We start from the raw sequence: 12,663 nt of genomic DNA on the forward strand, positions 1-12,663 counted from the left end.
GATAAACCTTTCGTTCGGTCGAACGAAATATATTCCGGAAGGAGGACTGTGTCCAGAGATATTTCGGAGCACCGAAAGAAATTGCTCGAAGCCCTGTTCGTGGCCGGTCGGGACAACAGCAACGCCGCCGTGATGTTCCACACCGCCATCGGCGAGCTGCTGGGGGTGGGGATGACCGAGGAGAAGGCCCTTGACCTGCTACAACGGCTGGGCCCGCTGACCGCGGGAGAGCTCTCGAAGCACACCGGCCTCGCGCCCGCCTCGGTGAGCGGGCTCATCGACCGGCTGGAGAGCAAGTGGCTGGTGCGCCGCACCCGCGACCCCAAGGACCGGCGGCGGGTGATCGTCGAGGTCAACCACGAGCAACTGGCCGGGGGCGCCGAGATCTTCGCGCCGTTCGTGGCCGGGCTGAGCGAGCTGTACTCCAGCTACTCGGACGAGCAACTGGAGCTGATCCTCGACTTCCTCGACCGGGCCACGGCCATCCAGCGAGCCTGTACGACGCAACTGACCTCGTCGCAGTGACGCGTCAGTCCGCCGCGTTCTCCCTGATGGCCGTGCCGACCTCGCCCACCCGGTCCGCGAGTAGGCCGATGGCGCCCACGGCCCTGGTCATCGGGTCGTCCTCGGCGCCGCCGAGCGCTTCGGCGCGCAGGTAGGCCGCCTTGATGTCGCGCCAGCGGGCCGCCTGGGCAGGGCTGAGGCGGCCGCGCAGCTCGGCGAGCTTGAGCAGGTTGGCCTCCGCGTCGCTGGTCAGCGTCTGGGCCTCACCGAGGTAGTGGTCGTCGATGACCGCCTCCAGCTCGGCGTCGTTCATGGCGGGCACGATCCGTTCGGCCAGCTTGTTCATGTTCCGGTACGAGCCCTGCAGGCGGAACGGCGGCTCGGTGCGGGCGGCGTCGGACTGCCCGGCCGAGGCGATGTACGCCTGGTTGTTGGCCAGCACGACCTCTTGCACCCGCACCAGCTTGCGCAGCACGCTGAGGATCTGGTCCAGCTCGGTCTTGGCGTACGGGTGCCGGAGCTGGTCCGGCTGGGCGGTCTGGTCGCCGTGGGCCAGGCGTACCAGCAGCTCGACGTCGGCCCGGTCACGGGCGGAGAGCGGTGCCAGCACCGGGTTGGAGGTGAGCGCGTTGTCGATGTAGCTCAGTGCGAACAGCTCTTCCTTGCCCGACAGCACGTCGCCGAGGTTCCAGACGTCGGCGCGGTTGGCCAGCATGTCGGGGATGCGGAAGCGCCGGCCCGACTCGGTGTACGGGTTGCCCGCCATGCACACGGCGAACCGCTTGCCGCGCAGGTCGTACGTGCGGGTCCGGCCGTTCCAGACACCCTCGATGCGGCGCTGGGCGTCGCACAGCGAGATGAACTTCTGCAGCAGCTCGGGCGAGGTGTGCTGGATGTCGTCCAGGTAGAGAAGGGTGTTGTTGCCGGTCTCCAGCGCGAAGGAGATCTTCTCGACCTCCTGCCTGGCCGTCGCGTCGGGCGCCTCCGCCGGGTCGAGCGAGGTGACGGCGTGGCCGAGCGCCGGGCCGTTCACCTTGACGAAGACCAGGCCGAGGCGGCTGGCGACGTACTCCATCAGCGTCGTCTTGCCGTAGCCGGGAGGCGAGATGAGCAGCAGCAGGCCCATCTGGTCGGTCCGCTTGTCCGCCCCGGCGGCGCCGAGCTGCTTGGCCAGGTTGTCGCCGATCAGCGGCAGGTACACCTCGTCGAGCAGCCTGTTGCGGACGAACGCGCTCATGACCTTGGGCCGGTACTCGTCCAGCCGCAGCCGGGCCCGCTCGGTGGCCACCAGCTCGGTGCGCCGCTTCTGGTAGGCGCGGTAGGCGGGGACGCGTTCGATGCGGAAGCGGCGGGTCCTGGCCAGGGTCTCGTCCAGCCGCAGCTCCAGCTTGCGGTCGGCGACGCGCGGGTGGGTGCCGAGCAGACCTTCCACGGTGGCGGTGAGCGCGGCGCTGGAGTCGTGCCGGGGCAGGTCGCAGAGCTGTACGGCGATGGACTCGGGCACCTCGGGGCCCTTGCCGAAGGCGCCGATCCAGGCCCGGGCCAGCTCCAGCCGATCAGGCAGCGCCACGGCCTTGAGATCCTCCTCGAACTCGCGTGACCTGGCCGGGCCGAGCGCCTGGTGGAAGCCTTGGAGGAGGGTACGGGCCGCCGCGCTGGTCACGAAGCCGGCGGGTTTGGTGGCGAGCTCCTCGACGAGGTACTCCCCGGCGAGCGCGGCCGTCTCGCCGGGCCCCGGGTGGAACGCGGCGATGTGCGAGCCCAGTTCCGTTGCCAGAGCGGCAAGCTCCGGAGTCGGGCCGAAGACCGTGCGGGCGCGCACCAGCGACACGGCCCGGGTGGCGAATGTTTTACGTGAAACCTCGTCCGTCCCGAACGCCCAGTACAGCTGCGCCGCCGCCCGGGCATCCGGCGGATACCGCAGCAGCCCCGCTCCCTCCCGGAGCCGGAGCAGCGTGTCGAGGATGGCGGTCGCGTCGTGGTCGTGGACGCCGCGCTCGTACCCCTCGTCATAGCGCTCTTCGGCGGCCTGCCGTACGAGGTCTTGGAGCGGCCCGCCCGGCACCGCCACGTCGAGCAGCGAGGCGGCCAGATGCTCGGCGCGGTAGACCTCCGGCGTCTCGGATGCGAGCAGTTGGTCCCAGAACGGCTGGGTATCGGCGAACGAGGCGGGGGCGGGGGACCGGTAGTCGGTGCCGGTGATGGCGAAGTGCATGGCGCTGTCGTGCGGCACCAGCGTGAGGTCGATGGGCTGGGTGTTGACCGCGAACCGGTGCCGGCCCAGGCGCAGCGTCTCGCCGCCGTCCGAGAACAGGTCGAGGCGGTCGCGCAGGGCCCGGCCCGCCTCCTGCTGCGCGGCCTTGATCCTGCCGTCCAGTTCCTCGGCCCGTACGGCGTCGCCGAGCCCGCGCAGCTCGACGGAGACCGAGCGGAGCTTGGCCACCATCGGGTCGGTGGCGAAGAAGGTGTTGACCTCGTCGAGCGAGCCCAGCGACGGCAGCCGTCTGGTGATGCTGCCCAGGATGCGCTCGGCCGAGGCGAAGATCCGGTCGGCCCGGCGGGCCAGCTCGTCGAGCTGCGTCTGCTTGCGGGCCGAGAACGCCTCGTAGACGTCGTCCCGCTTGCCCGCGAGCCGGGCGGCGAAGTCGTCGAACTCGCCGAAGCGCGTCTCCAGCGCCTCCAGCCGCAGCATCAGCCTGCCGAGCTGCTCGTCGCACCGCTCCGGCGTGTCCGCCACGGCCAGCGCGCCGGTGATGGCCTGCCCGAGCAGCGCGAACTCGGCCGCGAACGCCGCCCGTCCCTCGGCGCCCAGCAGCTCGCGCCGGCGGCCTTCCAGCACGGCCCGCGCCCGGTTCACGCCGCCGAGCACTTCGGCGATGCGTTCCAGGATGGAGGTGCGTACGGTGGCGTCGGCGATCTCGAGCGAGCCCACGACCTCGGTGACGACCTCCAGCCCCTCGGACTGGGTGGCCAGGCGTTCCGTGACGGGCTCGGCCTCGGCCACGGTGGTGATCGCGGCGGCCTCGGCGGCCAGCCCCTCCACCGCCTCGTGGTAGCCGGTGAACGCGTCGGCCCCCTGGAGGAACGCCACGGCCCGCTGTCCGACGGAGACCAGCTCATCGGCCAGCGATCCGGCCAGCGTGTCGAGCCGGGCGAGGTCCAGGTAACGGACCTCGCGCAGCGTCACCAGGCGGCCCTGGGCCCGGCGCAACGTGGCCAGCAGCGTCACCCAGGCGTCGGCGGTGGCGGGGGTGTCGCCGCGCGCGTGCCGGACGAGCCGGGTGGCCTCCTCCGTGGCCTCGGCCAGGGTGCGGGCGGCCTGGCGGGTGAGCGCCTCCACGTGCTCGTACTCGTCGAGCACCTGCTCGGCGGTGGCCCGAACGTCGGCGAGCGGGCCGCGCAGGCCCTGCTCGCCGAGCCAGTGGTAGTGGTCGAAGGCCCGCGTGCAGGCGGCGATCAGCGCCTCGAACGTGGCGGCCGACGGCGCCATCTCGCCGATCATGCGGGCCACCGACAGGCAGTCGGAGATGCCGCGCACCAGCTCGGCGTTGCCGATGCGCTCCAGCGGGCCGGTGCCGGTCGGCTGGGCGGCGGCGTAGGTGTCGGAGACGTACGGCGTCTGCCAGACCTGCATGGGGTGGACCCGCGTCGGCTCCTCGGAGGTGGCGCGGAAGACCACCATCGTGCCGTCGTCGAACAGGGAGTAGCCGTGGCAGACGATGGGGTTCGCCACCTCCTTCCTGATGACGTTGTACGGCAGGAGCAGCGAGCGGCCGTCGCCCCTGGCGTGGAAGACGTACAGGACGTCCTCGCCGTTGGGGGAGCGGACCACGCGGTCGAACTCCAGGTCCGTGACGTCCGTGTCGAACGTCTTGCTGACCCCGGTGGCCAGGTAGTAGCCGCCGGGGAAGATCAGCCCCTGGTCCTCCGGGAGGCGCTGGCACGCCTGGCCGATACCGTCGAGCCTGGTCACGGCCTTGGTACGGATGTTGAAGACCAGGTGGCGCCAGCCGGTCTCCTTGTACGGGCGGATCCTGATCAGGATGAGCGGGCCGATGACGGCATGCTCGACGTCGGCGTCGGCCAGGCTCTGGAGGGGTTCGGTGACGGGCTCGGCGTAGATGCCCTCGCCGGTCTCGGTGTTGTTCTCGATCTTGATGGTCAGGTCGCCGCCGACCGTCTCGACGAACACCTCGTCGCGGATGGAGATGTGCGGGTGACGGCCGAGCACGTGGTCGTCCCGGGTGGCCGGGGTCCACACGAAGTCGTGCGAGGGCGGGAAGGCATGATCCCGCTCACCCCTGTTGTCCTGATATTTCGTGACACTTTGGGGGTCGACCGTCCATCTGAAGACCCGGGTGTCGGCCGGGCCGGTCTGGAAGACGGCCAGCAGCTTGCCCTCGACGCGTCTCAGATGGTGGAGCCTGGACTCCTTGTAGTAGCGGTAGAGCTCGGCGAAGTCCTTCTGGAACGCCGGATCGTCGAGGGCCGGCAGCCGGTCGGGGTCGAACCTGAAGGCGTCGCCGTCCCTGGTGAAGCGGTGCACGGAGAAGACATCGGCGACCGCGGTCTCGGGCTTCAGCCCGATGAACACGTTGTAGCCGAACAGCATGACGCCGCCCAGCGAGACGATGTCCCGGGGGACGCAGTTGTTGTCCGTGCGGATGCGTTCGGTGCCGAGCAGGCGGAGCTCCGTGCCGCCGAAGACGGTCAGGCGTTCGGCGTTGACCGCCTCGGCCGCTCTGGCCAGGGCCTTGGCCTGCGCTTCCAGCCGGGACTTGAGTACCTCGTAGGTCCCGGCCGCCAGGCCGACCTGGTCGGTTGGATCGGTCGCGCCGGGCTCCGCCGTACGGGAGCCCTGGCGCTGTACGTCGTCGGTCACGCGCGATCAGACCTTCGCGGCGGTGAGCGCGGCCACCGGGGAGTCGGCCACGCCCAGGCGGCGCGCCGTCTCCAGGAGCTCGCCCAGCGGGGCCGAGTCGGGCCCGCCGTTCTGGATGAGCCGTATCAGCAGCGCCGACACGGTCAGGTTCTTCAGGTCCTCGGTGCTCACCCCGCCGACCAGCGCGCTGAGGTCACCCGCGAGACTGGCCGACCCGTTGAGGTACGGCGCCGCCAGCGAGCTCGCGACCTGCGAGTGCTCCACGAACCCGTCCACCACCTTGCCCGCGGTGATCGAACCCACCACCTTGTCGAAGAACATCGTGTCGCCGCCGACGATGTCGATGTTCGCCTTGGCCAGGCCGGCGGCCAGCACACTGGCCTGCGACTCCGCCACCTGCCGGGTGACGTCGATCTGCTTGAGGCGTACCTCCGTGTCGGCCTCCAGCCGCAGGCGGTACTCCTCGTGCGCCCGGCTCGCGTCGTCGAGCGCGGCCATCGCGGCCGCCTTCTCGGTGAGACCCGCGGCCTCGGCCTTGAGCTTCTCGCCCACCGCGGTCGCGGCGGCCAGGGCCATCGCCTGCTCGCCTTCGGCCCGCGCCTTGAGCCGGTCGCCCTCGATCGTGGCCATCGACCTGGCGCCCTCCGCCTCGGCCTGCAGCCTCTCGGCCAGGGCCACCGCCTCCGCGCGGCCGACCTTCTCGATCGCCTCCGCGTCACGCTCCCTGACCTGGACCTCGGCCAGACCGGCAGCCGCCGACTCGGCCTGCACACCCTCGGCCAGCCTGATCTTGGCCCGGGTGTCCAGCTCGGCGGCCTGCTGCCTGGACTCGGCGAGCGTCAGCTCCTCACGGGCCTTGAACTTCGACGCGGTCTCGGCGGCCTCGGCCGCCTTGATGTCCTTGACCAGGTTCTCCTGCGCCTCGGCCTCGGCGGCGATGATCACGACCTGGCGGGTGCGCTCGGCCTCCTCGACCACGCGCAGCCGCTTGATGCTCTCCTCCTGCTCGGCCACCGTCTTGTCGACGGCGATCCGCTCGCGTACCACCTCGGCGATCGACCGCTTCTCGGTCTCGACCTCTTTGTCCTTGGCGATGCGCGACAGCTCGGTCTCCCGCTCGCGGGCGATGACCTCCAGCATGCGGTCCTTCTCGATCCGCTCGGTCTCGATCGCGATCACCCGCTCGCGGTTCTTCTCCGCGACGGCGATCTCGCGGGTCTGGTTCTCCTGCTGGACGCCGAGCTGCTCGTCGGTCTTGATGTTGGCGGACTGCGACTTCAGCCGCTCCTCGGCCGCCACGCGGGCGATCTCCGCCTCCTCGCGGGCCTTCATGGTCTCGATCTCTCGATGCTGCTTGATCTCGGCGTCGGCCTGCCGGCGCTGCAGCTCCAGGATCGCCTCGCGGGCGTCCACGTTCTGGCGGGTGATCTCCTTCTCTTCGCGGCGCTGGAACTCGTTGGTCCGTACGTGCTCGATCGCGGTCAGTTCGGTGATCTTGCGGATGCCCTGGGCGTCGAGGATGTTGCTCTTGTCCAGCGCGGCCAGCGAGGTCTGCTCCAGGTAGTCGATGGCCGCGTCCTCCAGGCTGTAGCCGTTGAGGTCGGTGCCGATGAGCCGGACGATCTGGTCGCGGAACTCGTCACGCTTGGTGTACAGATCCACGAAGTCGAGCTGCTTGCCGGCGGTCTTGAGCGCCTCGGAGAACTTCGCGCTGAACAGCTCCTGCAACGTCGACTCGTCGCTGGCCCGTACGGTGCCGATGGCCTGGGCGACCTTGATGACGTCTTCGGCCGTCTTGTTGACGCGTACGAAGAAGGTGATCTTGATGTCGGCCCTGATGTTGTCCTGGCAGATCAGCCCCTCGCGACCGGTCCGCTCGATCTCGATGGTCTTCACCGAGATGTCCATGATCTCGGCCTTGTGAAAGACGGGGAGCACGGTGGCTCCGGTGAACGTCACGTCGACCTTGTTGACCTTCGAGATGATCAGCGCCTTGCCCTGCTCGACCTTCCGGAAAAGGCGGCTGATGGCGGCAAGCAGGCCGATCACGATGACCAGCACGACGGCGAGGAATATGCCGAATCCGGTGGAGATGACGTCCATCAGTGCTCGCTTTCGTAAGGCATGACCCAGAAGAATTCGCCGTTGGCGTCGTATTCGAAGATGAGCGCGTTGTCGCCGCGCGCGAGCCGGTCCTGGCCGGTCGTCCTGACCTGGACGACCGCGGAGGAGCCGTCGGTCGCGGTGACTTCGGCCTGGCCGAAGTCGGCGCCCGCGTGGCCGGTCCGGATCACGCACATCCGGCCGACGAAGTCACCGCGTGACGGGCGCCGCGCGTCGGGGAACAGCCGGCGCAGCGGAATGAGCAGACCTCGCATGCCCAACCAGGCCCCGAGCAGGGCAAGGATGGGTACGGCCAGCAGCGCGGCCCCCTGCGCCACCTGGCTGCCGACCAAGGTGAGCAGCCAGGCCAGTGCGATCAGCAGCGACAGCGCGATCCCGGCAGGCACTCCGCCCAGCCCCAGCCAGGGCGCCTCGCCGTCTTCGAAGTCGAAAAGGCCGGATATGACAATGAACCAGTAGCCGGCCACCACGACGAGAAGGAAGGTGAATACCACCGTCGGGAAGCTCAACGCGACATGTAAGAACTCGGTCATCGAACCCCGGTTACCCCGTCCCCTGCTGTGCCCCCGTCGGACTATATACAGATAAAGCAGGACTAAAGCTGAAAGTTCCCGAACTGCGATCTGACTTGACCTCAAGTGCGGTTGGGGATGCAGGGTCGGCTGTATGACCGACGGAAATTTCATGAAAGCAGCGGCGTTTGCCGACTTCGGGGGACCTGATGTGCTTCGCCTGATGTCCCGGCCCATGCCGGAGGCAGGGCCGGGACAGGTCCGGGTGCGGATCAAGGCCGCCGGGGTGCAGCCCTTCGACGCCGCGGTACGTGCCGGGTGGACACCGCCCGGCTTGACGGACCCGTTGCCGCGGGTCCCTGGCAACGAGTTCGCCGGTGTGGTCGACCGGGTCGGTCCGGACGTGACCCTGGGTGTGGGGGAGGAGGTGCTCGGATTCTCCCTGCTGAACAGCTACGCCGAGTACATCGTGGTCCCCGCCACCGACGTGACGCCCAAGCCGCCGGGTGTCCCCTGGGAGGTGGCGGGTGCGCTGACCGCCGCGGTGCAGACCGCCGAGATCGCCATCGACCAGCTCAACCCGGCCGCCGGTGACACGCTCCTCATCCAGGGCGCCGCCGGAGCGGTCGGCACGGCCGCCGTCCAGATCGCCGTTGGCAGGGGCGCCACCGTCATCGGGACCGCCCGCGAGGAGAACCACGCCTACCTGCGCGACCTCGGCGCGATCCCGGTCGTGTACGGGGAGGGTCTCGCCTCCCGGGTACGAGCGCTCGCGCCGGGCGGGGTGGACATGGCCCTCGACGGAGCGGGTGGCGCGGCGCTGGAGGTCTCACTGGAGCTGGTCCCGGACCCTGGCCGCGTTGTCACGCTGGTCGAGCATGCCAAGGCGGCCGGGCTGGGGGTCATGACCACGCGGGGCGTCCGGACGGCTGAGCGTCTTGGCCGGTATGCCGCGCTTTATGCGAAGGGGGAGCTGAAGTTCTTGATCCGCCGGACGTACCGGCTGGAGGAGGCGGCGGACGCGCACCGCGAGATCGAGACGGGCCACGGTCGCGGCAAACTGGCCCTCCTCATCTGACACCACGCTCCCGGCGTTGATCGGCCCCGCCTGCTTGGCTGGGCTGGTCAGCCCGCGGTGCGCTGGCGTTGGTTGAAGCGGCCGACCTTCGCCCGGTTGCCGCACGCCTCCATCGAACACCAGCGCCGGCTGCCGTTCTTGCTCACATCGAGGAACCACAGCACGCACTCCGGGTGCGCGCACTTACGCACCCGTTCGGGCCGCTCGCTGAGGACCCGCACCAGGTCCGCCGCCGCCACCCACGCCGCGTGCCACGCAGTCTCGTCCACGACCACCATCTCGTACGGCTGCGAGTTGGTGGTGCGGATCAATGGACGGCGGCTGCCATGGCCGAGCACGGCGTTGAGCCGCTCAGGCCCATGCCCGTCCAGCACGGCCCGCAGAGCGGCCCGCGCCTCCACCAGCCGATCCCGTACGCGCTCCAACTCGTCGTCACCCGGCAGCCCGTGATCGGCGAGCCAGGCCCGCACCCCTTCGAGCTCGTCGAACTGATCGACCAGCACCCCATGCTCCGTCCACACGGTGTTCGCCAGGTCGAACGCCACAGGCTCCCCACGAAGCGGCCGGACTCTCACTTAACCCCTCAAATCAGTTTGACTGGTTACTTGCCTCATGCTATCACTTAACCAGCAAAACATCTATAAGGGGTTAATTATGACGCTTGTTCGCTACCGCACCGCCGTGATCGACGGCCTGGACGTCTTCTACCGCGAGGCAGGCGACCCGTCGGCTCCCACCCTCGTCCTGCTCCACGGCTTCCCCACCTCGTCGATCGCGTACCAGGAGCTGATCGCCGACCTGGCGGACGAGTTCCACCTGATCGCCCCCGACTACCCGGGCTTCGGGCACAGCTCGGCCCCGGCCGCCTCGGAGTGGGACTACACCTTCGACCATCTCGCCGACGTGGTCGACGGGCTACTCGACTCGCTCGGCCTGACCAGGTACGCCATCTACGTACACGACTACGGCTCCCCCGTCGGTTTCCGCCTCGCCCTGCGCCACCCGGAGCGGATCACCGGCATCATCAGCCAGAACGGCAACGCCTACGAGGACGGACTGGCCCCCTTCTGGAAGGACCTCTACGAGATCTGGGCGAACCCCTCCGAGGCCGACCTCACACCGCTGCGCGCCCACTACACACGTGAGGCCACGCACTGGCAGTACACGCACGGTGTCCCGGACGTCTCCCTGGTCAACCCGGACAAGGAGGCTCTCGACCAGGCCCTGCTCGACCGTCCGGGCAGTGACGAGATCCAGCTCGCGCTCTTCCTCAACTACGCCACCAACGTGGCCGCGTACTCGCAATGGCAGGACTACCTGCGCACCCACCAGCCCCCGGTGCTCGCCGTCTGGGGCCGCAACGACGAGATCTTCGCCCCGGAAGGAGCCAAGGCGTTCGCCCGCGACGTGAAGGACGCCCACGTCCACCTCCTGGACGCCGGCCACTTCGCCCTGGAAACCCGCCGCCCCCAGATCGCCGCCCTCGTCCGCACCTTCCTCCACAGCCTGTCGGACTGAGCCCGGCGGCATGTCCTACAGGCGGTGGTGGACCGCCTCGGCCACGGCGAGCTGGATCTCGTGGAGCTCCCGCTCGCCCCGTGCCACGTCCCAGAGCGAGTTCTGCAGCACCCGGCCGAGCGTCCACCCCGCAGCCCGCTGCCGGTCCAGCCCGAGCCCGTCCACCATGAAGTCGAACCGCCGCAACACCGCCCGCCGTACATCCCCCGTCGCCACGGCCTCCGCCCACCGGTTGTGCAGCGCGGGCAACAGGTCGAACCCGGGGTCCCCGGCGAGCGGCTTGGGATCGATGGCCAGCCACGGCTCCCGTTCCGCGGCCAGTACGTTGTCGTAGTGCAGGTCCCAGTGCAGCAACCGATCGCCCGGCTCATCCACGAGCTCGCGCACCGCCCCCGCGCAGACCCGTAACCAGTCCCGATCCCGCTCCCTGCGCAAGGCCGCCACCGCATCGGGGACACGGCCGAGCATGTCACCCGCGATATCCCCCAACCGCCGCATCCCCTCGGGGGCGGGCAGCACCACCAGCCGCCGGAGCAACTCGGTGAGGACCCCGAGCGCCTTCATGACATCAGGCACGGACGACAACGGGTGCTCGGCATCGAGCCGTTCGAGCAGCAGGGTGCCGGTGGCGGGGTCCTCGTCGAGCAGCAACACCGACCCGTCACCCGCCCAGGCCCGCAGGCCCGGCCCCTCGCCGACGTTCTCGTGGCTCACGGGCTGCAGCTTGAGCGCCGCCCGCGTGCCATCGGCCCGCACCACGGGCAGCACCAGCGACACCATCCCGTGCGCGGACCCGCCATCGAGACGCAGCTCCCATCGCTCGAGATACCGCTCCGCCAGCGCGGGCAACCCCGCCGACCAGGCACGCCCGGCCTCTCCATCGTGCTTCACGTGAAACTCGGTCAAAGCGGCAGGCACAACGATCTCCACCAACCCAGTCTGCCGCACCTCTCTTGAACAGCATCCACGGAGACCGCTTCCCAGGCGGCGTCCCCTCTGACACCGTCTTCGCGAAGTTGTCGAGGGCGGCGCGCGACAGCTCGAAACGCATCCTGACCGGCGCACCGGCGTAGACCAGTGAGCCGACCAGCACCACGATCAGGGGCGGCACAGCCCAGAACGGCCAGCTATGGCGCAATGGGACGAGTCTCCCCCGCCTGACAAGGACGTAACCGAGCACGATCAGCCAGCCGCCGCCGAACAACAGCCAGCCGACGCCGACGAGCATGAGCCACGTGAAGTGCCCCCCGGGAGCACTCGTCGCATAAATCGTCACGAGCCCCAGCAAGACGGCGACCGTCCTCCATGCCCCGTCGCTGGCATCCATGGAAGCGCGCCGACGACGCGCGTCAGGAAGATCGCTCGTTGTGTCCACCGCGTGATCGTAACTATCGCTTGTGGTGATTCCGCCGAGCTTGTGCGTATCTTCCGTGCAGAAATCCACTAGCGGTATCGGAAGCGTTCCCTTTCGCCACGCGACCGGATGAGGTTGTACGCGGGCCGGCGTGAGCGCCATGAGCACCACCAACGGCTCGCCGCGCCGACATTGTCGTCGACCGAGGTGATCGTTCCCTGGGGCCCTCTCCGGAGAACTGGGCGGAGGCCTTACGGAGCAAGGGATGCTCCAACTCGTTCAGCGCCACCCGTGCGGGCGGGAGCTTGGTGAAGCCGAGGTCTTCGCGCAGACAGCGGGGTTCATCCTTCGGACACCCCTCCAAGCTCCTCGATCTGCTCCTCGGTCAGCCCGGCGACGAGTGCGACCCGCGCCGCGTGTGTCCCGTCCAGTTGAGCCATCGCCTCCTGCATGGCCGCGTGCAACTCGGCCTGGCGGACCTGGAGGTAGACCCGTACAGCTTGCGCGACGAACTCCTTCTTGGTCACGTGCAGGAAATGCGCTCCATGCGAGATCAGTTGGTCGGTCTCAGAATCGACCTTGAGCGGTGCGACATTCGATGCAGCCATGACATCCCTCCGGTACCCAATGGTACTTGTACCCACATGAGAAGACGAGATCCTTCGGGACGGCAGGCAGAGGCAACCTTAAA

At 69.1% G+C, this 12,663-nt stretch carries 9 protein-coding genes; 3 read left to right on the forward strand and 6 right to left on the reverse strand.

The window, feature by feature from the left end; translation table 11 throughout:
- The first annotated feature begins 48 nt into the window (after positions 1–48).
- Positions 49–525: a MarR family transcriptional regulator gene (locus AB0F17_RS46875; RefSeq protein ID WP_358037182.1), complete on the forward strand. Its 477-nt coding sequence runs from the start codon at positions 49–51 to the stop codon at positions 523–525.
- 4 nt (positions 526–529) lie between these two features.
- Here AB0F17_RS46875 and AB0F17_RS46880 read toward each other — a convergent pair whose 3' ends face one another.
- The 3 genes from AB0F17_RS46880 to AB0F17_RS46890 form a co-directional block, all read right to left on the reverse strand.
- Positions 530–5,311: a DNA repair ATPase gene (locus tag AB0F17_RS46880; protein ID WP_358037563.1), complete on the reverse strand. Its 4,782-nt coding sequence runs from the start codon at positions 5,309–5,311 to the stop codon at positions 530–532.
- 81 nt (positions 5,312–5,392) lie between these two features.
- Entirely contained in the window at positions 5,393–7,489 is a 2,097-nt protein-coding gene (locus AB0F17_RS46885; RefSeq protein WP_358037184.1) for a flotillin family protein, read from the reverse strand.
- Positions 7,489–8,043 carry a hypothetical protein gene (locus AB0F17_RS46890; protein ID WP_358037187.1) on the reverse strand — a complete coding sequence of 185 codons (555 nt, stop codon included), beginning with the start codon at positions 8,041–8,043 and terminating at the stop codon, positions 7,489–7,491. Before AB0F17_RS46890 ends, AB0F17_RS46885 begins: the two co-directional genes overlap by 1 nt.
- A gap of 202 nt (positions 8,044–8,245) precedes the next feature.
- Between AB0F17_RS46890 and AB0F17_RS46895 the strand changes: the two genes are divergently transcribed.
- Positions 8,246–9,100 (forward strand): NADP-dependent oxidoreductase, encoded by an 855-nt coding sequence (locus tag AB0F17_RS46895; protein WP_358037190.1) that lies wholly within the window; start codon positions 8,246–8,248, stop codon positions 9,098–9,100.
- A gap of 47 nt (positions 9,101–9,147) precedes the next feature.
- On the opposite strand, the gene AB0F17_RS46900 is transcribed toward AB0F17_RS46895, so the two are convergent.
- A complete protein-coding gene (locus AB0F17_RS46900; protein ID WP_358037193.1) occupies positions 9,148–9,645 on the reverse strand; it encodes a CGNR zinc finger domain-containing protein in 498 nt (165 codons plus the stop codon).
- A 109-nt stretch (positions 9,646–9,754) separates the two neighbouring features.
- On the opposite strand from AB0F17_RS46900, the gene AB0F17_RS46905 reads away from it, so the two are divergent.
- A complete protein-coding gene (locus AB0F17_RS46905) occupies positions 9,755–10,618 on the forward strand; it encodes an alpha/beta hydrolase (protein ID WP_358037196.1) in 864 nt (287 codons plus the stop codon).
- A gap of 15 nt (positions 10,619–10,633) precedes the next feature.
- On the opposite strand, the gene AB0F17_RS46910 is transcribed toward AB0F17_RS46905, so the two are convergent.
- The gene (locus AB0F17_RS46910; protein ID WP_358037198.1) at positions 10,634–11,509 is read right to left on the reverse strand and encodes an aminoglycoside phosphotransferase family protein; all 876 of its coding nucleotides are present in this window, start codon (positions 11,507–11,509) and stop codon (positions 10,634–10,636) included.
- Between the two features lie 804 nt (positions 11,510–12,313).
- A complete protein-coding gene (locus tag AB0F17_RS46915; RefSeq protein ID WP_358037201.1) occupies positions 12,314–12,580 on the reverse strand; it encodes a hypothetical protein in 267 nt (88 codons plus the stop codon).
- Between the last annotated feature and the right edge of the window lie 83 nt (positions 12,581–12,663).

This window comes from Nonomuraea sp. NPDC026600 (genome assembly GCF_040638335.1).
Taxonomy (GTDB): domain Bacteria; phylum Actinomycetota; class Actinomycetes; order Streptosporangiales; family Streptosporangiaceae; genus Nonomuraea.

Bases quoted from the DNA above. Each gene is read 5' to 3' on its own strand.
- AB0F17_RS46885 (WP_358037184.1), bottom strand. From the start codon at position 7,489: ATGGACGTCATCTCCACCGGATTCGGCATATTCCTCGCCGTCGTGCTG.
- AB0F17_RS46890 (WP_358037187.1), bottom strand. From the start codon at position 8,043: ATGACCGAGTTCTTACATGTCGCGTTGAGCTTCCCGACGGTGGTATTC.
- AB0F17_RS46895 (WP_358037190.1), top strand. From the start codon at position 8,246: ATGTCCCGGCCCATGCCGGAGGCAGGGCCGGGACAGGTCCGGGTGCGG.
- AB0F17_RS46905 (WP_358037196.1), top strand. From the start codon at position 9,755: ATGACGCTTGTTCGCTACCGCACCGCCGTGATCGACGGCCTGGACGTC.
- AB0F17_RS46915 (WP_358037201.1), bottom strand. From the start codon at position 12,580: ATGGCTGCATCGAATGTCGCACCGCTCAAGGTCGATTCTGAGACCGAC.